Below are 19,866 nucleotides of genomic sequence, written 5' to 3'. Positions count from 1 at the left end.
GAGTTTTATTTTTATACAAAATTACCAAATGAGAAAAATTTTATACTTCTTACCGCTGCTTTTTTTAGCATGTAAATCTTCAGATACAGGTGTTAAATCATCAAGTAAAGATTTTAGAGAATTTAAAGTAATAGATTCTAAGTACCTGGTAAAAGATCAGATTTTTGGCGATTTGCTAGATGAGGTGGTTAGCTTTCGCGAAAGCGGAAACTTAAAAGATCTAATTCTAGAGAAGAGTATTCCTGAAATCCAAGAATCCATTGCTAGTGGGCAACTTTCTTATCGTGATCTTACTCTGTTTTATCTAAAAAGAATTTATAAGTATGATAGAGAAAATTCAAAATCACTTAATGCAGTAATCAGCATTAATCCTAATGTCTTAAAGCAAGCAGATGCAGCCGACAAAGACCTTGCTTTCCTAAAGGAAGATGGTGCAGATATAGTTTACCATACTTTGAGAGGTATGCCTCTATTACTCAAGGATAATATCAATACAATAGATATGCCTACCACGGCTGGTGCAGCTGTTTTGATAGGTAATCAAACTTCTCAAAATGCTAAAATTGTTAATAACCTGAGACAAGAAGGAGCTGTTATTTTAGGTAAAGCTAATTTAAGTGAGTGGGCTTACTTTTTCTGTGGGGACTGTCCTAGTGGCTATAGTGCAGTAGGTGGACAGACTTTAAATCCATACGGAAGAAGGTCTCTAGATACAGGTGGTTCTAGTAGTGGTAGTGGTGTTGCAGTTGCTGCAAATTTTGCTGTTGCTGCTATTGGTACAGAGACTTCTGGGTCGATATTATCACCATCGTCTCAAAATAGTGTTGTAGGTTATAAGCCATCTACAGGGACTTTTAGTGGTTCTGGAATTGTGCCTATTTCTAGTTATTTAGATACCGCAGGACCTATGACTAAAAATGTTATAGATAATGCTATTTTATCTCAAGCACTAGGTGTACCATTTGAATTAATAGAGAGATCTGGTGCTCATAATTTAGAAAATGCAACTGTAAAAGGTGTGCGTTTTGGAGTATGGACCTCTTTCAGAGAGAATCCTTTATATGCACAAGCATTGTTAGATCTAGAAAAAGCTGGTGCGGTGCTTATAGAGTTAAATGATACAAGACCGCAATTAGATGGTTTTTTAAAATTGCTTAATGCCGATATGAAGAGAGATCTTCCTGCTTATTTTGCAGGTCAGTCTAATTCTACGTATCGCGGTTGGGATGTGAAAACAGTTATTGATTTAAATAAAAAAGACTCGATACGATCTATGCCTTATGGGCAAAGTTTATTCCAGGGTATTATTGACGAGCCTAGTATAACAGATGGAGAGTTTTGGGAATTTAAGACCGCTATGACGGCTAGAGCGCAAGAATATTTTGATAAACTCATAAAGACTCATGATTTAAGTGGTTTTATCTCCATTAATAATTACACCGCAGGTACCGCTGCTGTTGCTTTTTTTCCAGCGATGACAGTTCCTATGGGTTATGACGACAAAGGAGAACCTTATGGACTTACTTTTATAGCACCTAATGAAGAAGACAGGCTACTTTTTAATTGGGCTGCCGCTTATGAGAAAATGACTCATCATAGAGTCATGCCACAAGATTATAAAAATTAGGACATACATTTTAAGAATTTATAACAGCATAGAAATTGGAAGAAACAAGACCGCCTATATGGAATAGTAAGAGTATCGCGACTGTAACTAAAGTGATTGCTATTTATGCTGCTTTTTATTTATGTGTTGTTATTGGACAAATTTTTACAAATCCGGTGTGGGATAATCCACTTGCTCCATCAAATGCTTATTATCCACTTTATTTAATGGCGGCTATTCATTTGATAGTATTAATACTAACCGGCGCTAGCGTTTTATTTAAAAACTACCATTGGATAGTAACGGTTATTGCTGCATTAATCGTCACGCTGTCTCGATTTTATTATAATGAAATAGCAGGGTATATTTGGAATATAAGTGCGACACCATTTTATTAAATGATCTTATGAAAATTACTTTCACCTTTTTAGTATTAGTTTTCAGTTTAGGATTATCGGCACAAGATTATGAGCAAGAATCATTAGACTACCGCAAGAATTTATCTGCCGAATATAAGTCGGGAGAGAATAATGTATTAACAGCCAAAGAAAGAAAAACCTTCGGCTATTTGAATTTCTATGATTTTGATCCTGAATTTGTTGTTGAGGCTCGATTTGAAAAAATAAATAATACAGAAGAGGTGAAGCTAGCAACATCTACCTCTCGCATTGCTTCTTATGTAAAATACGGCTATTTACACTTTACCTTAAAAGGGAAGAAATGTAAATTACTAGTTTTATCTAGCCCTAGTTTAAAAGATGATCCAGAGTACTACAATTACCTATCGGTTTTTTTTACAGATATGACTAACGATAAAGGCTCTTATGTCGTTGGGCGTTATATGGAATTGAGATCCCCATTAAGTGAAAAAGTAGTTCTTAATTTCAATAATACGTATAATCCTTATTGTGCTTATAGTAATCGGTTTTCATGTCCGATTCCTTCTGCAGAGAATTATTTACCACTAGAAGTAACGGCAGGTGTTAAAAAAGGTTTTAAGAGTTTTAGGAAGTTTTAGAAATAGAAGGAGTATCCTAATCCTAGTTGAAATTCTTCATAACTAGCGAGGTGTTTGTAATTGCCTGAAATATTCCATCTTCTCCAATTATAAGAAGCATTTGCATTGAATTCATTAAATTCTTGCCAATGGATGAAATTTGCACCTACAATGTAATCGTGAAAATATTTCTTCTCAACTCCCAAGCCCACTCCTATTTTATTCATATTAGAAGAGCTGTCGTAATTGACATAACCTGTAATTAATTTGAAATGTATAAAATCATAGCGATTAAATACCTCAATACCTTTTTCAGCCTCAAACTTATAACTATGATATTGTAAGTTATTGAAGTCGGCTGTTTCAAAAGCAACTGTAGCAGTTAGTTTTTCATTGTTAATGTAGAAGTTTTTTCTTAAGCTAAATGAGTTGTATGAATTACTATCAAAACCAGTTGAATACTGAATACTAGGTTTGATATCAAAAAGAGAAATTTCTTCACTGCGATATTTTAAACCGTAGGTATTATAATTTACACCATAGATCAATTTAATGTTTTCTTTTGCAGCTAATGGGAAACGACAACCGATTATACCATCAAATGACAATTCAACATTAATAACAGTTTGGTTTTTGACTATGACTTCTTGAGAATCATAACCAGTATAAGAAAATACTAAAGTATCTGTACTCTTAGCTTCAATAGAATAGTTTCCATCAAAATCAGTTTCTGTATAGATTTTACTTCCTTTTACTGTAACTATAGCTCCTAGAAGACTATCGTCAGCATCGCTAACTGTTCCGGTAATTATTCTTGGTGAGAAGCAAAAACTGGTAATTAAAAGGCTTAAAAGCAATAGGAGAGATTTCATAAGTTGGGTGAAGTTAGAAATAAAAATGATAACCAATGCCTAGTTGAAATTCTTCATAACTAGCGAGGTGTTTGTAGCCTATATTTAAATTAAAATTATTAATGTAGTAAACAATTTGGGCGTTCAATTCATTGAAATCTTGCCAATAAATGAAACTTGAACTTAGGATTAAATTCCATATTTCTTTTTTCAATCCTAAACCGTAACCTATTTGATTACTATCAAAACGCCCGTCATAATTCATGTAACCACTAATTAGGCTAAATTGTTGATGCTTAGTTGCTGAGATAATACTAAATAATTTACTCAGACTTATTTTATAACTATGATACTGATTATCATTAAAATTTGCCGTTTCAAAAGCGGCTTTTAGATCTATCGAAGTGTAATCTTTAAAAGTTATGTTACGTTCTAAACCTAAATTATAATTATAGTTTCCATTAAAACCAGATTGTGCTCCAAAATCAAAAGAATAAGGTCTAGATATTATTCTGGGTTTACTAGAAAAATGAAAACCATAAGTTTCATAATTGATTCTTGTGATTAATTTCAGATCTTGTTCTCTTCCTCTTCCTATGTAAACGTTTATAAAAGCCGGATCCTCCTTAAGTTCAATGTTGATCACCTCTTGATTTTCTACTTTAATTTCCTTGGTCTTATATCCAAAAAATGAAAATTCTAAAAAATCATTTTGATTAATAGCAATGGAATATTTACCACTAAGGTCTGATACAGTTGTAATGAATGTTCCTTTCACTTTAATGGTGGAACCAAGAATAGGTTTTCCATTAACATCGCTAACCGTCCCAGTAATTGTTCTTTGTGAGAAGCAAAAAATGGTAGTTAAAAGGCTTAAAATTATGAATAGACTTTTCATAAAATAGAATAAAACATTTAAGATACTGATTAATTTTAAACCATCAATATAATTTGAGTTCAGCTCAAAAAAAAACGTATCAAAGGTTTCTTTGATACGTTTTTAATGAAGTCTGATTAGTTATTAAAATATTTTATAGCCTATCCCTATACTTAGTCTGTTAATTTTAGCCTCAATAATTTGACTGTCTAAACCATTAGTATACTTTGTAGCTATGTCTGTGAGATAACTATATTCTACTGTCGCTATAATATTTTTAAATGCGGTAACTTTAAAACCTAAGTTGATTGCAGTAGGGTCCTTGATAAAATTACTAGAATCATAAAAGGTAGTGCCATCTTCAAATATCGCAGCAATTCTGTTGTCAGATGTTAAATAAAGTGACTCATAGCTCAAATAAGGAGATAAGCTGAATCGATTAAAGTTTATGTTATATTGTACACCTAGATTAAATGACCAGTAATTAAATTCTACAGGGTTAACGGCATTTCTACGTTGTATATCTGATTCAGGGAAAACTACAGAATTGCCTTGACCATCTATTGAAGTGTAATAGTTTAATCCTCCAAATGCAGTGACTCTATTTTCTAATTTATCAATATTATAATTGATATTTAAGCCTATTTTGATATTAGAACTGTTGATATTCTCATGGGCAATACTTGCAGTTTTGAGAGAAATATCATTATTTACATAATTACCTAATATTGATATGTTGATAGGTTTAACCCTATTTTCTAGTGTTAACTCATTTCCATTAGGGTTATTATCAGTATAGTATTCCACTAGATCATCTTGATCGTACGAGATTCTTGAAAAATCAACAGCCATTAAATTAGATGGATTAAAGTTGTTGAAAAGCCATTCTTTATAGATAATTGAATTGATGTTTTGAGACTTCCTTTTTTCTAGTAACGTATAGATTCCATTTTTTTGATCAACGTAATAATTGTTTTCCTCTAGCCGGATAAGGTATAAGTTGTTATCACCCTCAACTAGCTTTTTTAAAATTACCTTATCTGTACTTTTAAGTTCTTTTATTACTGTTGTTTCTAGTAATAATTGATCATTATGAGACACTATTTCAGTAAAATCATTTGCAGAGATAATTATTTTACTTTCATCACTTTCTTGTTGGTAAATATTTAATTCTCCGTTAGAATCAATTACATATTCTTTATTCTTAAAGTATACAGTCTCTTTGGATCCATCGTTTTTAGTTAAGGTTCCTGGGTAGAATGTAGATTGTGAAAAGGATAAATAGCTGATCATTAACAATGTTAATAATAATAAATTTTTCATAATAATTTTGATTGGGTTGGCTGCTAATATATCGCCTGCTAGTACATTGGTTTTAAATTTTAATATTTATTTAAGATTTAAGTGTTGCTTTCATTTTTTCATGGACTAGAAATAAGGATGTGTTCTAGAGCTGTTTGTTTGTCATTTTAATAGTAGTCATTATCATAAATGCGTTTAAAAGTTGCGCTTTCGCGAAAGCGAGATAAAAACAACCATTAACCGTACATAGTAGTGGGCTAAGTCGTAAATTTGCAGCCGCTTATGAGAACAAAAACAAGAAAAAAGAATAAGATCAACGTAATTACATTAGGTTGCTCTAAGAATGTGTACGATAGTGAGGTGCTGATGGGCCAGTTAAAGGCTAGTGGTAAGGACGTTGTGCATGAAGAAGAAGGGAATATAGTCGTGATTAATACTTGCGGTTTTATTGATAATGCAAAAGAGGAGTCGGTGAATACGATTTTAGACTTTGTAGAACGTAAGCAAAATGGAGAGGTAGATCAGGTTTTTGTTTCTGGATGTCTGTCTGAGCGTTATAAACCAGATCTTCAAAATGAAATCCCAGATGTAGACCAGTATTTTGGTACTACAGAATTACCATCTCTATTAAAAGCACTGGGTGCAGACTATAAGCACGAGTTGATAGGTGAGCGTGTTACAACCACACCTAAAAACTATGCATATTTTAAAATAGCCGAAGGTTGTGATAGACCCTGCTCTTTTTGCGCGATTCCTTTAATGCGTGGCGGACATAAAAGTACACCTATTGAAGACCTAATTACTGAGGCTGAAAAGCTTGCAGCAAAAGGTGTTAAAGAATTAATTCTTATTGCTCAAGACCTTACCTATTACGGTCTTGATTTATATAAAGAAAGAAGACTGGCAGAGTTATTACGTGAGCTAGCAAAAGTAGAAGGAATAGAGTGGATACGTATGCATTATGCATTCCCTACCGGTTTCCCACTAGATGTTCTAGATGTAATGAAAAATGAGCCTAAGGTGTGTTTTTACCTAGACATTCCTTTACAGCACATTTCTACACCAGTTCTTAAATCGATGCGTCGAGGTACTACTTTTGAAAAAACTAATGCACTTCTAGAGAAATTCAGAACGTTAGTTCCGGAGATGGCAATACGTACGACTCTTATAGTAGGTTACCCTGGCGAGACTGAGGAGGATTTTGAGATTTTAAAGCAATGGGTAAAAGATCAGCGTTTTGAACGTATGGGATGTTTTACTTATTCTCATGAAGAAGATACACATGCTTACAAGTTAGAAGACGATGTCCCAGCAGATGTAAAGCAAGAACGTGCTAATGAGATCATGGAAATTCAGTCTCAAATCTCTTGGGAGCTGAACCAACAAAAAATAGGTAAAGAATTTAAGGTGATGATAGATCGCAAGCGTGGTAATCACTTTGTAGGCCGTACAGAATTTGATAGTCCAGATGTGGATAACGAGGTGCTTATCGATGCAGAAAAGCATTATTTATCAGTTGGCTCTTTTGTGAATGTAAAAATCACCGAGGCAGAAGATTTTGATCTTTTTGGCGTGCCGGTAGAAGAGAAATAGATTTATAGCAACATCTATAAATACTAAATAATTTATATCAAAAAGGGACAGAATTAATTCTGTCCCTTTTTTTTGTGGATGTAAGTTGTTTCCGCACCCTTTAGGGCTGGGGAATGGAAACAACAAAACAGCAAAAAGCCTTTGTCTCCGCACCCTTTAGGGTTGGGAAATGGAAACAAAGTAAAAGTTTTGTATTGAGGCACGGAAACAGATTAAAAGATTTTAGAAAACTTCTAGAACCTCAAAACCCCATATTGCATAAGGGAAAGTTACTAGTCCTTTTTTATATTATTTGTATAAAGGTTAAAAACGTTTGTTTCCGCATCCTTTAGGGTTGGGGAATGGAAACAACAAAACAGCAAAAAGCCTTTGTTTCCGCACCCTTTAGGGCTGAGGAACGGAAACAAAAAAAACCTTCCTGTTTTAAGAGGAAGGTTTTAAATCTATAATAAGGTGTGAAATAGGTCAGTTTTTAGCAATTTGCTCACTTAATTCTAACCATTCCATCTCTAGTTCTTCTTGTTGTGCTTTAGTTTTTTCTAGTTGTATAGAGTTTTCAGTCATTTGGTCTGCATGAATGTTAGGATCTAAGAAGCTGTCTTGTAGTTTTTTCTTTAACTCTTCCAGTTGCTTGATTTTATTCTCCATTCTAGAAAGCATTTTTTGTTGCTCTCTAGTCGGTCCAGATGTAGGGGCAGCAGTTGTGGTTTCTACCTTTTTTACGACTACTGGTTTTTCTTCTTCGGTGGCATCCTTATCTAGAGCGATGTCTGTATTACCTACATAAGCTCTGAAATCACTGTAGTTACCAGGGAAGTCTGTAATATTACCAGACTGATTAAATACAAATAAATGATCTACTATCTTATCCATAAAGTAACGGTCGTGACTTACTACTATAATACAACCAGGGAAATCCATTAGGAAGTTCTCTAGTACATTTAGTGTAGGGATATCTAGATCGTTAGTAGGTTCATCAAGAATTAAGAAATTAGGATTTTGAATGAGAACTGTACATAAGTAAAGACGTTTGCGTTCTCCACCACTTAGTTTTTCTACAAAATCATGCTTTTTCTTGTTGTCAAACATAAAACGCTCCAGTAACTGGCTCGCGCTGATTATTTTACCTTTATTTAAAGGGATGTACTCACCGTATTCTTTAACGACATCTATGACTTTTTGACCAGGTTTTACTTCAATACCACCTTGAGTGTAATACCCTATTTTAACTGTTTCTCCTATAACTACTTTACCAGTATCTGGAGTAAGTGCACCAGTAACCATGTTTAAGAACGTAGATTTTCCAGTACCATTTTTGCCTATGATTCCTAGTCGTTCTCCACGTATGAAATTATAAGAAAAGTCCTTAATCAAATGTTTATCACCGAACGATTTACTCAGTTTGTGTAATTCTACAACCTTTGTTCCCATACGTTGCATATTAATCTCTAGTTCTACCTGATGATCTTTACGACGGTTATGAGCGGCTTCTTTAATTACATAGAAGTCGTCTATACGAGATTTTGATTTAGTACGACGCGCTTTAGGCTGGCGACGCATCCACGTTAATTCCTTTTTATAAAGTTGTTGTGCTTTTTCTTGATTAGTTTGAGCTATTTCTAAACGTTCTTGCTTTTTCTCAACGTAGTAAGAGTAGTTTCCTTTGTATGTGTATAGTTGTCCTTGATCTAATTCTATAATTTCATTACACACACGGTCTAAGAAATAACGGTCGTGTGTTACCATAAGTATGGTGTAGTCTTCTTGTTTAAAGTATGCCTCTAGCCACTCGATCATTTCTAGATCTAGGTGGTTAGTAGGTTCATCCATTATTAAAAGTTGTGGGTCTGACAGTAAAGCCATAGCCATGGCGATACGTTTTTTTTGTCCACCGCTTAATTTACCTACTTTTTGAGTCAGATCATCCAGTTTTAATTTAGAAAGAATCTGGCGGTACTTAGTTTCAAAATCCCAAGCGTTTGCCGCGTCCATGGCATCTAGAGCTTTTTGCATCATGTCAGCATCATCAGGATTTGCCATCGAGTGCTCATAATCTGCTATGATTTTCATCGTAGGTACGTCACTATCTAGAATTACTTCTTCAATAGTCATTTCTGGATTAAGATTAGGTTCTTGCGATAAGAACGCCATTCTTAGATCTGTTCTATAAGCTACGTTACCGCTGTCCGGTTCTTCTGCGCGAGTGATTATATTGAGCAAAGTAGATTTACCATAACCGTTTTTTGCTACAAAACCTATTTTCTGTCCTTGGTTGATACCTAGTGATAGGTCTTTAAAAAGAACTTTGTCAGCAAATGCTCTGGAAACGTTTTCTACAGTTATATAATTCATTGGTAATCCTGCTTAAATTAAGAAATGCAATATTACGGTGTTAAGTGTTAGTATAGTGTGGTCATCCCATAAAATTTGACGTCTCTTGAGATGGTATTCCTATATTAGTGTTATTCAAATTAGTTAGGGATGGGCTAGTGTGGTCTCGATTGTTTTATGTTTGTTCCGCTTTCGCGAAAGCGAGATTATCATACATCTTTTAACATATGTATCGATTATATACTAATGAATGGAATCAAAAAGAGATTTTTACTTCAATAATTCTATATTTGCAGCTTACTTTATTTTCTATACATGAGAAAGCTGTTAGGCGTTTTGGTACTTTTTTTATTATTAATAGCGAGTTCTTGCGTACCTACATCTAAGATTACTTATTTACAAGAGTCTAATAATACCGCAAACGATTCTTTGATCGTTATTAGGAAAATACAACCACCTTATCGTTTACAAATTAACGATATACTTTCTATTCAAATTAAAGCACCTATAGATCCAGATCTGGTAAAGATGTTTAACGTACAAGGTGATGGTAGTGCTGTTGGAAATTCTCAGGTTGGTGGTTTATATTTTACAGGTTATACGGTAGATCAACATGGAGATATACGTGTGCCGCAATTGGGTAAAATAAAAGCGATAGGCATGACGGTGGAAGAGTTGCGTGAATTGATAGAAAAAAGACTGCTGACTGAATATTTTAAAGAAAACGCAAATTTATTTGTTACCGTAAAATTAGATGGTTTGCGATATACTATGGTAGGAGAGGTAAATGGTACAGGACAAAAAAACATCTATAGAGATCAGGTAAGTATTATAGAGGCTATTGCAGACGGTGGTGGTGTGCCCATTACGGGCGATTTAACCGCTGTAAAAATAGTAAGACAGTATCCTGATGGTGTGAAAACACACGAGCTAGATTTAACAAGTATAGATGTGGTGTACTCTCCTTATTATTACATACAACCTAATGATATGATCGTGGTGAATCCTTTACCGCAAAAAGCCCTTGGTACAGGTACAACTGGCTTGTCTTCCTTTACAACTATATTATCTGTGTTTACTGCGTTAGTAGGAACTGTTTTATTGATTAACAATATCTCTAATTAACCATGGAAGAAGAAAATGAAGTTAACAGCCTAACTGGTATATTTGATATTAGACAGTTTTTTAGTAAACTGATACGCTTGTGGTGGTTGTTATTACTTTGCCTAGGTGTAGGTATAGGTTATGCCTATTATAAGAACCAATTTATACAGACCTACTATGATATGGAATCCTTAATTAGTATTAAGGACAATTCAAATCCGTTATTTACGAGCAATACCAGTCTTACCTTTAATTGGGGTGGTACTACAGATAAGGTTACTACAGCGATTACTCAATTCAAATCACGCTCTCATGCTGAGAAAGTTGTGGACGAACTTCAGTTTTATATCAATTACATTAAAGAAGGTAAGTATTATAATGTAGACGCCTATAAGCAAACACCTTTCTTTATTTATGCCGTAGAAGATGCCTTGCAAATAAAAGGCAATTCCATACGTATTAATGTTTTAAACGACAAAGAATTTGAGTTAAGTGCTAATTTTAGTTCAAATAAAGCAGGTGCTTTTAATTATTTTACCAAAGAAGCAGGTCAGGTAGATATTCCACAAGGAGAGTGGAAACAGAAATTTGAATTTGGTAAGCCTATAGATCTGCCTTTTTTACATGTGACTATAGAAAAGACCAGCAGTACCATTCAAAAAGGGACTTGGTTATTTAATTTTGGTGACTACTGGGGTACGGTAAGTCGTTATAAAGGTATATCTATCCTTCAAAAGCCTACTGGTTCTTCTATCATACAACTTTCCTTAAGAGGTTCTAATAAAGATAGGTTAGTAGATTATATCAACTCCAGTTCTGTTGTTCTAGAAAAAGGAGAACTAGAACGTAAGAATAAATTTGCTGTCAGTACGATTAAGTATATCGATAGTAGTCTTATAGCCCAAGCCGAAGCTATTAAAGCATCTGAAAATGAATTGGAAGATTTTCAATCTAAGAGTCAGTTAATAGACGCAACAGTTCAAAATAGTGATTTCAATACAAAGCTTACTGATTTTGAATTTCAGCGAACTAACCTTCAAAATAAATTAGATTATTACAATAACCTACGCAATTACCTAAGAGATAAAACAGATTACACAGCCATACAGGCACCTACCGTAGTTGGTATTACAGAAGGTAGTGTAGTAGGAAGTGTTGCCAGATTAATACAATTATCTGAAGAGCGTAAACGCAGGCAGTTTGCCATGAGAGAAGACGCACCTATTTTCAGAGAAATAGATCGCGATATCAACGCTATTAAAGAAGTTATTTTTGAAAATATTTCTAGTTCAAAAGCTCAACTTAATGGCGAGTTAAAACAACTCAACTCTGAGATTTATAAAATAGAAGCTCAGATTAAAACCTTACCTAAAGAACAACAAGAATATCTTAAAATACAACGTCAGTTTGATTTAAGACAGAATGCTTATAATATCTTTCTAGCTAGAAGAGCAGAGGCAGAGTTAGTTAAAGCAGCAAACGTGTCGGATATTTATGTCATAGATGCAGCAAAAAATATAGGTAGAGGTGGACAGCGCAAAGACTCAAATATCAATTACTTAATTGCTTTAATGGTGGCTTTTGCAGCTCCTATTTCAGTCGCTTTTGTACTTACTGTTTTAGATAATTATGTGCACAGTCCTAAAGACCTTGAAAAACTGAGCCCAGTTTCTGTGTTAGGTGTTGTGGGTAAAATGGATCATCCTACTAATTTAATAGTGCGTGACAAACCTAAATCTACGATAGCAGAATCTTTTAGAGGCATACGTTCTAGTTTACACTTTATTTACGATCAAGAATCACAACACGACTCACGTACCATTATGGTTACCAGTAGTGTAAGTGGAGAAGGGAAGACATTTACCAGTATCAACCTTGCTACTGTTTTTGCTTTAAGTGGTAAACGCACCTTGCTGGTAGGTTTAGATTTAAGAAAGCCTAAGATATTTGATGATTTTGAGATCGATAATGATTTAGGAGTTTCTAACTACTTAGTAAACGATTGCTCCTTAAATGATATTATAAGGTCTGCAGGAATAGAAAATCTAGATATAGCGCTTTCTGGTCCAGTACCGCCCAATCCTAGCGAGCTTATTATGTCTAAGCGTGCTGGTGACATGATAGAAGAATTTAAAAAGAATTACGATTACATCATTCTAGACACACCACCATTAGGCCTGGTGGCAGATGCGTTAGAAATAGCAAAACATGCTGATGCATCTCTATACATGGTACGTCAGGGCTATACTAAAAAGGGAATGCTAGATATGGTGAATGATAGATATAAAAGGGATGAAATAAAAAACCTGAGTTTTATATTTAATCATTTTAGTGATAAAGGGACTTACGGTTATGGCTACGGTTACGGTTACGGCTATGGTTATGGAGCCTATGGTAATGGATATCATGAAAATGATGTGAAAGATGGTTTTTTAATGAAAATTAAAAAAGTCGTACGATCTATATTTAAACTTAAGAGCTAATTTATGTCAGATAAAGACTGGCTTTATGAAATCAAGCCTAAAGGAAAATTAATTGACCTGAACCTAAAAGAAATATGGCGTTATAGAGACCTGCTAGTTCTTTTTGTTAAGCGAGATATTGTCACTGTCTATAAACAAACCGTTTTAGGGCCTTTATGGTTTTTAATTCAGCCACTTTTTACGAGTGTGGTTTTTACGCTAGTTTTTAACACATTTGCAGATATTAAAACAAGCGGTGTACCACCATTTCTATTTAATCTGGCAGGTATTACCTTATGGAATTATTTTAAAGAATGTCTAACTTCTTCTAGTTCCACATTTACAGCAAATGCGAGCTTATTTGGTAAAGTGTATTTTCCTAGATTTATTGTACCGGCTTCTAAGGTGCTGTCAGGACTGTTTAAGTATGGTATACAGTTACTTATATTTGTCATCTTTTACTTGTATTTTGTATTTGTAAAAGATAGAGATATTGTTCCATCTATATACGTTTGGTTATTTCCATTGGCCATACTCAATATGGCTTTACTAGGACTAGGTATAGGTATGATTTTGAGTTCTATGACTACTAAGTATCGAGATCTTACTATATTAGTTTCCTTTGGTATCAACCTATTAATGTATTTAAGTGCGGTGATGTATCCGTTAAGCGAGGCAAAAATAAAAAGCCCAGATTGGGCATGGATTATAGAAGCAAATCCACTAGCGCAAGTGATAGAACTATATAGAAACCTATTATTAGGTACAGGTGATATTTCTTTTTCTGGTTTAGGGATCAGTTCGTGTATAGCGATTATTGCTTTTTTAGTAGGTCTTGTAATTTTTAATAGAACCGAAAAAACTTTTATCGACACCGTATAATGGCAGCAATACGACTATACTGGTGGAGTGAAATCTTTATCCAGAAAAAACAGAAAGAAAACTATGGCGATCTATTAGGTAAATATCTAGTAGAAAAAATTTCTGGTAAAAAAGTAACTTGGGTACGTGCTCAAAAATTTTCTATTAGAAACCTATTTAGTCCTTTATATGTAACGATTGGTAGTGTACTCGCTCATATCAATACCTATTGCACGGTATGGGGTAGTGGTATTAACCATAAAGATGAATCTATAGCTAGTGCTAGATTTTTGTCTGTTAGAGGTCCGCTTTCGCGAAAGCGAATCCTCGAACTAGGTTATGAGTGTCCAGAGGTCTATGGAGATCCGGCACTTTTATTACCGTTATATTATCAGCCTAAAGTAGATAAAAAATATACATTAGGAATCATACCACATATTACTGACCTAGAAACAGCAAAGAAACTTTATGGGCAACGTAAAGGTGTCAAAATTATAGATTTTAATACCAACGATATAGAAGAAACAACTAGTGAAATACTAAGTTGTGAACATATTTTATCTTCTTCTTTACACGGTGTTATAGTGGCACATGCTTATCAAATACCGGCTGTACAGGTTAAGTTTTCAGATAATATTTATGGTGATGGTGTTAAGTATCACGATTATTTATTGGCTGTAGGTTTAAATACTTATCAACCAGAATTTATAAAGAATGAGATAGGGGTAAATGAAGCGGTGACTATCATAAAGAATCATGAAAGTTCATTACCATCTAATCAGGTAATTCATAATATACAGCAAGGCTTACTGGTTGTGTGTCCTTTTAAAACTACAAGCGATGAGTGATGATGTTATTTTAAAAGCTGTAAATGTTTCTAAACAGTACCGTTTAGGAACCGTAGGAACTGGTACCTTAAGTCATGATTTAAATAGATTTTGGGCTAAGATAAGAGGTAAAGAAGACCCTTATCTTAAAATAGGTGCTGTAAATGATCGCAGTGCTGCGGCCACTAGTGATTATGTGTGGGCGATAAAGGATATAAACTTTGAGGTAAAACGTGGCGAGATACTAGGTATTATTGGAAAGAATGGTGCTGGTAAATCTACTTTATTAAAGATACTTTCTAGAGTAACCAGCCCTACAACAGGTTCTATAAAAACTAAAGGTCGCATCGCGAGTTTACTAGAAGTAGGTACTGGTATGCATCCAGAACTTACAGGTAGAGAAAATGTATATCTCAATGGTGCTATTTTAGGAATGACTAAAACAGAGATAGCAAGTAAGATTGATGAGATTGTAGAGTTCTCTGGTTGTCAGATGTACATCGACACACCAGTAAAGCGTTATTCTAGCGGTATGCGCGTGCGATTAGGGTTTGCAGTAGCTGCCTTTCTCGAACCAGATATTCTAGTGGTAGATGAGGTACTGGCCGTAGGAGATGCCGAATTTCAGAAAAAGGCTATTGGTAAAATGCAGGACATTTCTAATACTAGTGGAAGGACGGTGCTTTTTGTGAGTCACAATATGGGAAGTATTCAACAATTATGTACTAGATGTTTGTTATTAGAAGATGGAAGTGTATTATATGATGGTGAGTCAAGTGTTGCAATAGATAAGTATTTATCGTCTGGATTATCAAATTTTGAATCTGAATTAGTATCTCAGTTTTTGCAAAATCAAAATGACGAAGTTTTTAATTTAAAGGCCGTGTCCATTTATCAAAAAGATGTTGACCACAAAGTGTTTTATTCTAATATGCCTATTGTTGTTTCTTTTAAATATGAAGTACTTAAATCTACCTTAGGCTTGCGTATAGGATTTGATTTATACGATTTTAAATCTGGCGTAGTTTTATGGCGTACATATCACGATGATTTATCAGAAGAGATAGTAGCCCTTGAGGATGGCGATCAATATTTACAAGTAGAAATTCCTTACAATTTACTTAAAGCTGGATCCTATGCGCTTAAACCTATAGCTAGTATACATAATTTAAGGTGGATTATAAATGACGATGAATTTGTGTACCTTTTTGATGTAGAAAATACATCTGGAGTGGATTCTGTTTATACTGGTTACAGGCCTGGTGTTATTATGCCAGGATTGAAATGGAACGTATTAAGAGATTAAATTTTATTAATTAAACAGAAATATTTTATTAAAGCTTTACAAGCTTGGTATTTATAAATATACCATCCATTTGAAGTAACTGTCCTGTTTTTTCACTGTAAAAACCAGGCTCAATCGATACAAGTTTAAAGTGTTTATCGGAGAGATAATTCTTCATATCTTCAAATGTGGTCTCACCAGCATAAAGTGGAATTAATGACATTTCTAGTTGAATGATTTTGATATTACTTAAAATTTCTAAACCACCTTTTAAGATTTGATATTCATATCCTTGAGTGTCTATTTTAAGAAAAACATTATCACTCTTATTACAATGAGTGTGATATACATTTGATAAAGTGTCTAGCTGTATTTCTTCTTGATCAATATATTGTGATTGTGGAGCATTATTTAAATGGGATGGTAGCATTTCTAATAAAGAGCTACTATAAGAGTTCTGAGCTACGTTAATGTGTTTTGATTCTTTTTTGAGACCTAATCCTATATTTACAACATCCCAAGAAGTGAATTTATTTGATTTTTCAAGGAGTTGTTGGAAAGGCTCTTTCATAGGTTCAAAAGAAATTATTGAGCCTTGGTAATGAAGATCATTGATCTGTTCTAAGGCATATTGACCGCTGTTTGCTCCAACATCTAAAATTTTATTTATACCGCAATATAATTGTAATTTTTTACGACGATATGCATCGATTGAAATCGATGATTTTTCAACCAAATGGAATTGCTTCTTTAAAATATTAATTATTTTACGCTTTATCCGATATAAAATCATGGATTGGTTTTTTGCCAAAAATATGGCATTCTATTTAGATATAAATAGGTTAATCAATTTTGAATTAAAAAAAAATATACATTATTGCAACTTCTAAAGTCCATATGGCTTTACTTATTATTATATTTCAGCTCTGACCTGAATAAATAAATATGAATATTTCCATCATAACTATCAATTATAATGACATCACAGGTCTCCAACGTACTCTAAAAAGTGTCCAAGAACAGACTGTAAAAGACTTTGAGCATATCATTATAGATGGGAATAGTAGTGATGGTAGCAAAGAACTGATTCAAAAAACTAAAGATAATTATAGTTATTGGGTGAGTGAGCCTGATAAAGGGATTTATGATGCAATGAATAAAGGAATTGCACAGGCAAATGGAAATTATGTTCTTTTTCTAAATAGTGGGGATACCCTATACAAGAATTACATTATTCATAAAGTACAGCCGTATTTAGATAATAATACGAGTATAATTTATGGAGATTTATCTATAATAAGTGATGATAGACCTGATTTTATACATCGCTATCCTAAAAAGTTAGATTTTAATTTTTTCAAGAACACATCTCTAGGCCATCCAGCAACTTTTATCAAAAAAGAACTATTTGATCTTTATGGAAATTACCGCACAGATTTGAAAATAGTTTCTGACTGGGCATTTTTCTTGAAAACCATTTGCGTTGAAAATGTAAGTTATAAAAAAATAGATGTGATTATTTCCAACTTTTATGAAGGCGGCATCTCTACTACTGTAGCTAATGTAGAAAACCATAATTCAGAAATCAAAAAAGTTCTTATTGAGAATTATAATCTTTACGATTCTAATTTCAATGAATTACTCAAAGGGAAACACTTACATGATAGTGTATACAGTAATGTAAATGAGAAGATAGAAATTGTATCTACAAATAATTTTTTCATTAAAATTATAAATTTAATAATAAGCTTATTTGCGTTTGTTTTAGAGAAGAAAAGATCTTGAAAAGAAGAAGTTATATAGGGTTACTTTATTTGAATTTATTATACTCACGCCAAAAAGCGAAACAATCCTACTTATAGGAATTCATAAGTATTAAAAGTTTAATTTTGAATCATGTTAGTATCTGCTGTTATTCCATGCTATAATGCTCAATCTACTATAAGTATAGCCATAGATAGTTTGCTACAACAAACTGTTTTTATCGATGAAATTATAGTAGTCAATGATGGCTCTACAGATGATTCTCTTGCTGTAATTAAAGAACTTGAAAAAGTTCATGATTCTATTTTAATTATTGATCAAAAAAATGAAGGTGTTTGTGTGTCTAGAAATAATGGCATACTCAAAGCTGCAGGGGATTATATTCTAACGCTAGATGCAGACGATTATTTTGACGACACTTTTGTAGAAAAAGCTCTTGATAAATTTGCCGAAAATGATCAATATGGAGCTGTAATGTGCGGTTATGTGCGTGTGGTAAAAGGCAAGAAAATAATGCCTTACATTCCTCAAGAAATATCTTTACAATCTTGTTTGATGAATAACGGAGCTCTTTCTTGCTTGTTATTTAAAAAGAGCGCCATACTTGAAGCAGGACTTTATGATGTAGCAATGAAAGATAATTATGAAGATTGGGATTTGAATATAAGAATCTTAAAAGAAGGATATCGTTATGGCGTGGTGCGAGAAGTCCTCTTTAACTATACAGATACAGAATTTTCTAGAAATGATACTGCTGAATCCAACGACTTAGAATTGCGAATGCAATTATTCAATAAATATCGTCAAGATTATAAGCAACACGACGCCTTTTTTTTCAGAGAGTTTATAAAGGAAAATAATAGGCTCAAAAAAGAAAACCAGCGAATCAAAAACAGTAGATCTTTTAAATGGAGTCGTTCCATAATCACAATTGCTGAAGGTTTTAAAAAAATAGTAAAGACTAATTAATAATATGATTTCTATAATTATTGCAACTTATAATCGAGCAGCGTATATCATAGAGACGCTTACATCCATTGCAAATCAGACTTATAGTGCTTTTGAGTGTATTATAGTGGATGATGGTTCTACGGATAATACTGACGAAATCGTACAAGAGTTTGTAAATAACGATGAGCGATTTACTTATTTACAGAGACCTGAAAGTGTACCAAAGGGTGCTAATTACTCAAGGAATTATGGATATACTTTATCAAAAGGAGATTACGTAAAGTTTTTTGATAGTGATGATGTGATGTTGCCACATCATTTAGAGACGAGTATGAAGTACCTAAAGGAAGGTAATTATGATTTCGTCGTAGGTGATTGTATCAATTTCGACGAGACTGGACTATTAGAAAGACCGTATGAGATCGATCGTACTACCGCAGAGCTAACTGCCATGAGATTTGCAGACTTTAAAACGGCATGGATCACTAATGACCTTCTTGTAAAAAGAAAATATGCAGATCAAATCGATTTTTTAGCTGGTCTAAGAGATCAGGCTACTGAATACCAGTATAATATAAAGCTGTTGTTATTGACCGAAAATGGTTTTTTGATAAATGAGATTTTAACTCATCGTAGAATTCATGATCAAGGTATTGTTGAGATGGCAAAAAAAGACATGAATATTTTCAAAGCGACAATTGCAGACAATTTTTTAGAGACTGTAAATTACTTTAAAAATACAGATGCTATAGAGATGAACAAATGGATGCTATCCAATCAATTGCTAATAAATTATGAACTAGCAAAGTTCAAAGTTCTACCAGATAAAATTTGGAAAACTACTTCACTTTTGGTTAAATTTTTTGGCATAAAAGGAGTATTTTACCCATTTGCGATAGGGGTAACTTATCTTACTGGAAAAGGCTATGTGATAATGAAGTATATTCGTTCTTAATAATTAATAGAAGAAAAGCATCATATATAAATTAAGTGCAATTTCGCTGTGTAAACGAATAGAATTACAACATTGGCAAGTCATAAAGCTAAGAGTTATT

The 19,866-nt window shown here is 33.4% G+C and carries 17 protein-coding genes; 12 read left to right on the top strand and 5 right to left on the bottom strand.

Going from position 1 to position 19,866, the window contains the following annotated elements:
• Nucleotides 1-28: 28 nt before the first annotated feature.
• From ACJJVJ_RS06365 to ACJJVJ_RS06355, 3 genes are read left to right on the top strand one after another with little or no spacing between them, the layout of a single operon-like run.
• Nucleotides 29-1,627 (top strand): amidase family protein, encoded by a 1,599-nt coding sequence (locus tag ACJJVJ_RS06365; RefSeq protein ID WP_405369586.1) that lies wholly within the window; start codon nucleotides 29-31, stop codon nucleotides 1,625-1,627.
• 35 nt (nucleotides 1,628-1,662) lie between these two features.
• On the top strand, nucleotides 1,663-2,004 hold the full coding sequence (locus tag ACJJVJ_RS06360) for a hypothetical protein (protein ID WP_405369585.1): 342 nt from the start codon (nucleotides 1,663-1,665) through the stop codon (nucleotides 2,002-2,004).
• Nucleotides 2,005-2,012: 8 nt separating this feature from the next.
• Nucleotides 2,013-2,624 (top strand): DUF1684 domain-containing protein, encoded by a 612-nt coding sequence (locus ACJJVJ_RS06355; RefSeq protein ID WP_405369584.1) that lies wholly within the window; start codon nucleotides 2,013-2,015, stop codon nucleotides 2,622-2,624.
• Here ACJJVJ_RS06355 and ACJJVJ_RS06350 read toward each other — a convergent pair.
• The 3 genes from ACJJVJ_RS06350 to ACJJVJ_RS06340 form a co-directional block, all read right to left on the bottom strand.
• Complete coding sequence (locus ACJJVJ_RS06350) at nucleotides 2,621-3,475, bottom strand: carboxypeptidase-like regulatory domain-containing protein (RefSeq protein ID WP_405369583.1); 855 nt, start codon at nucleotides 3,473-3,475, stop codon at nucleotides 2,621-2,623. The genes ACJJVJ_RS06355 and ACJJVJ_RS06350 overlap by 4 nt on opposite strands.
• A gap of 13 nt (nucleotides 3,476-3,488) precedes the next feature.
• A complete protein-coding gene (locus tag ACJJVJ_RS06345) occupies nucleotides 3,489-4,352 on the bottom strand; it encodes a carboxypeptidase-like regulatory domain-containing protein (protein WP_405369582.1) in 864 nt (287 codons plus the stop codon).
• A 123-nt stretch (nucleotides 4,353-4,475) separates the two neighbouring features.
• Nucleotides 4,476-5,654 (bottom strand): hypothetical protein, encoded by a 1,179-nt coding sequence (locus ACJJVJ_RS06340; protein WP_405369581.1) that lies wholly within the window; start codon nucleotides 5,652-5,654, stop codon nucleotides 4,476-4,478.
• Nucleotides 5,655-5,915: 261 nt separating this feature from the next.
• Between ACJJVJ_RS06340 and rimO the strand changes: the two genes are divergently transcribed.
• Nucleotides 5,916-7,226, top strand: a complete 1,311-nt coding sequence (gene rimO, locus ACJJVJ_RS06335) for a 30S ribosomal protein S12 methylthiotransferase RimO (RefSeq protein WP_405369580.1) — start codon at nucleotides 5,916-5,918, stop codon at nucleotides 7,224-7,226.
• Between the two features lie 465 nt (nucleotides 7,227-7,691).
• On the opposite strand, the gene ACJJVJ_RS06330 is transcribed toward rimO, so the two are convergent.
• Nucleotides 7,692-9,578 carry an ABC-F family ATP-binding cassette domain-containing protein gene (locus ACJJVJ_RS06330; RefSeq protein WP_405369579.1) on the bottom strand — a complete coding sequence of 629 codons (1,887 nt, stop codon included), beginning with the start codon at nucleotides 9,576-9,578 and terminating at the stop codon, nucleotides 7,692-7,694.
• Nucleotides 9,579-9,872: 294 nt separating this feature from the next.
• Between ACJJVJ_RS06330 and ACJJVJ_RS06325 the strand changes: the two genes are divergently transcribed.
• From ACJJVJ_RS06325 to ACJJVJ_RS06305, 5 genes are read left to right on the top strand one after another with little or no spacing between them, the layout of a single operon-like run.
• Nucleotides 9,873-10,682: a polysaccharide biosynthesis/export family protein gene (locus ACJJVJ_RS06325; protein ID WP_405369578.1), complete on the top strand. Its 810-nt coding sequence runs from the start codon at nucleotides 9,873-9,875 to the stop codon at nucleotides 10,680-10,682.
• Between the two features lie 2 nt (nucleotides 10,683-10,684).
• Nucleotides 10,685-13,144, top strand: coding sequence for a polysaccharide biosynthesis tyrosine autokinase (locus tag ACJJVJ_RS06320; protein WP_405369577.1), 2,460 nt, complete (start codon nucleotides 10,685-10,687; stop codon nucleotides 13,142-13,144).
• Between the two features lie 3 nt (nucleotides 13,145-13,147).
• On the top strand, nucleotides 13,148-14,005 hold the full coding sequence (locus ACJJVJ_RS06315) for an ABC transporter permease (protein ID WP_405369576.1): 858 nt from the start codon (nucleotides 13,148-13,150) through the stop codon (nucleotides 14,003-14,005).
• Nucleotides 14,005-14,832, top strand: a complete 828-nt coding sequence (locus tag ACJJVJ_RS06310) for a polysaccharide pyruvyl transferase family protein (RefSeq protein WP_405369575.1) — start codon at nucleotides 14,005-14,007, stop codon at nucleotides 14,830-14,832. The genes ACJJVJ_RS06315 and ACJJVJ_RS06310 overlap by 1 nt, the downstream gene beginning before the upstream one ends.
• A complete protein-coding gene (locus tag ACJJVJ_RS06305; protein WP_405369574.1) occupies nucleotides 14,825-16,117 on the top strand; it encodes a polysaccharide ABC transporter ATP-binding protein in 1,293 nt (430 codons plus the stop codon). Before ACJJVJ_RS06310 ends, ACJJVJ_RS06305 begins: the two co-directional genes overlap by 8 nt.
• 28 nt (nucleotides 16,118-16,145) lie before the next feature.
• On the opposite strand, the gene ACJJVJ_RS06300 is transcribed toward ACJJVJ_RS06305, so the two are convergent.
• On the bottom strand, nucleotides 16,146-16,907 hold the full coding sequence (locus ACJJVJ_RS06300; protein ID WP_405369573.1) for an FkbM family methyltransferase: 762 nt from the start codon (nucleotides 16,905-16,907) through the stop codon (nucleotides 16,146-16,148).
• Between the two features lie 134 nt (nucleotides 16,908-17,041).
• Between ACJJVJ_RS06300 and ACJJVJ_RS06295 the strand changes: the two genes are divergently transcribed.
• The 3 genes from ACJJVJ_RS06295 (at nucleotide 17,042) to ACJJVJ_RS06285 (ending at nucleotide 19,766) form a co-directional block, all read left to right on the top strand.
• Nucleotides 17,042-17,881 carry a glycosyltransferase family 2 protein gene (locus tag ACJJVJ_RS06295; protein ID WP_405369572.1) on the top strand — a complete coding sequence of 280 codons (840 nt, stop codon included), beginning with the start codon at nucleotides 17,042-17,044 and terminating at the stop codon, nucleotides 17,879-17,881.
• A gap of 111 nt (nucleotides 17,882-17,992) precedes the next feature.
• Nucleotides 17,993-18,829: a glycosyltransferase family 2 protein gene (locus tag ACJJVJ_RS06290; RefSeq protein ID WP_405369571.1), complete on the top strand. Its 837-nt coding sequence runs from the start codon at nucleotides 17,993-17,995 to the stop codon at nucleotides 18,827-18,829.
• A gap of 4 nt (nucleotides 18,830-18,833) precedes the next feature.
• The gene (locus tag ACJJVJ_RS06285) at nucleotides 18,834-19,766 is read left to right on the top strand and encodes a glycosyltransferase family 2 protein (RefSeq protein WP_405369570.1); all 933 of its coding nucleotides are present in this window, start codon (nucleotides 18,834-18,836) and stop codon (nucleotides 19,764-19,766) included.
• Nucleotides 19,767-19,866: the final 100 nt, after the last annotated feature.

This window comes from Nonlabens sp. Asnod2-A12, assembly GCF_045063745.1.
GTDB classification, from domain to species: Bacteria; Bacteroidota; Bacteroidia; order Flavobacteriales; family Flavobacteriaceae; genus Nonlabens; species Nonlabens xylanidelens.
This window is presented reverse-complemented; position numbering and strand designations above follow the sequence as displayed.

Excerpts from the sequence above, each read along its gene's own strand:
- ACJJVJ_RS06340 (WP_405369581.1), bottom strand. The coding sequence starts at position 5,654 with ATGAAAAATTTATTATTATTAACATTGTTAATGATCAGCTATTTATCC.
- ACJJVJ_RS06295 (WP_405369572.1), top strand. The coding sequence starts at position 17,042 with ATGAATATTTCCATCATAACTATCAATTATAATGACATCACAGGTCTC.
- ACJJVJ_RS06320 (WP_405369577.1), top strand. The coding sequence starts at position 10,685 with ATGGAAGAAGAAAATGAAGTTAACAGCCTAACTGGTATATTTGATATT.
- rimO (WP_405369580.1), top strand. The coding sequence starts at position 5,916 with ATGAGAACAAAAACAAGAAAAAAGAATAAGATCAACGTAATTACATTA.
- ACJJVJ_RS06290 (WP_405369571.1), top strand. The coding sequence starts at position 17,993 with ATGTTAGTATCTGCTGTTATTCCATGCTATAATGCTCAATCTACTATA.
- ACJJVJ_RS06310 (WP_405369575.1), top strand. The coding sequence starts at position 14,005 with ATGGCAGCAATACGACTATACTGGTGGAGTGAAATCTTTATCCAGAAA.
- ACJJVJ_RS06305 (WP_405369574.1), top strand. The coding sequence starts at position 14,825 with ATGAGTGATGATGTTATTTTAAAAGCTGTAAATGTTTCTAAACAGTAC.
- ACJJVJ_RS06315 (WP_405369576.1), top strand. The coding sequence starts at position 13,148 with ATGTCAGATAAAGACTGGCTTTATGAAATCAAGCCTAAAGGAAAATTA.
- ACJJVJ_RS06350 (WP_405369583.1), bottom strand. The coding sequence starts at position 3,475 with ATGAAATCTCTCCTATTGCTTTTAAGCCTTTTAATTACCAGTTTTTGC.
- ACJJVJ_RS06355 (WP_405369584.1), top strand. The coding sequence starts at position 2,013 with ATGAAAATTACTTTCACCTTTTTAGTATTAGTTTTCAGTTTAGGATTA.
- ACJJVJ_RS06365 (WP_405369586.1), top strand. The coding sequence starts at position 29 with ATGAGAAAAATTTTATACTTCTTACCGCTGCTTTTTTTAGCATGTAAA.
- ACJJVJ_RS06325 (WP_405369578.1), top strand. The coding sequence starts at position 9,873 with ATGAGAAAGCTGTTAGGCGTTTTGGTACTTTTTTTATTATTAATAGCG.
- ACJJVJ_RS06345 (WP_405369582.1), bottom strand. The coding sequence starts at position 4,352 with ATGAAAAGTCTATTCATAATTTTAAGCCTTTTAACTACCATTTTTTGC.
- ACJJVJ_RS06330 (WP_405369579.1), bottom strand. The coding sequence starts at position 9,578 with ATGAATTATATAACTGTAGAAAACGTTTCCAGAGCATTTGCTGACAAA.
- ACJJVJ_RS06285 (WP_405369570.1), top strand. The coding sequence starts at position 18,834 with ATGATTTCTATAATTATTGCAACTTATAATCGAGCAGCGTATATCATA.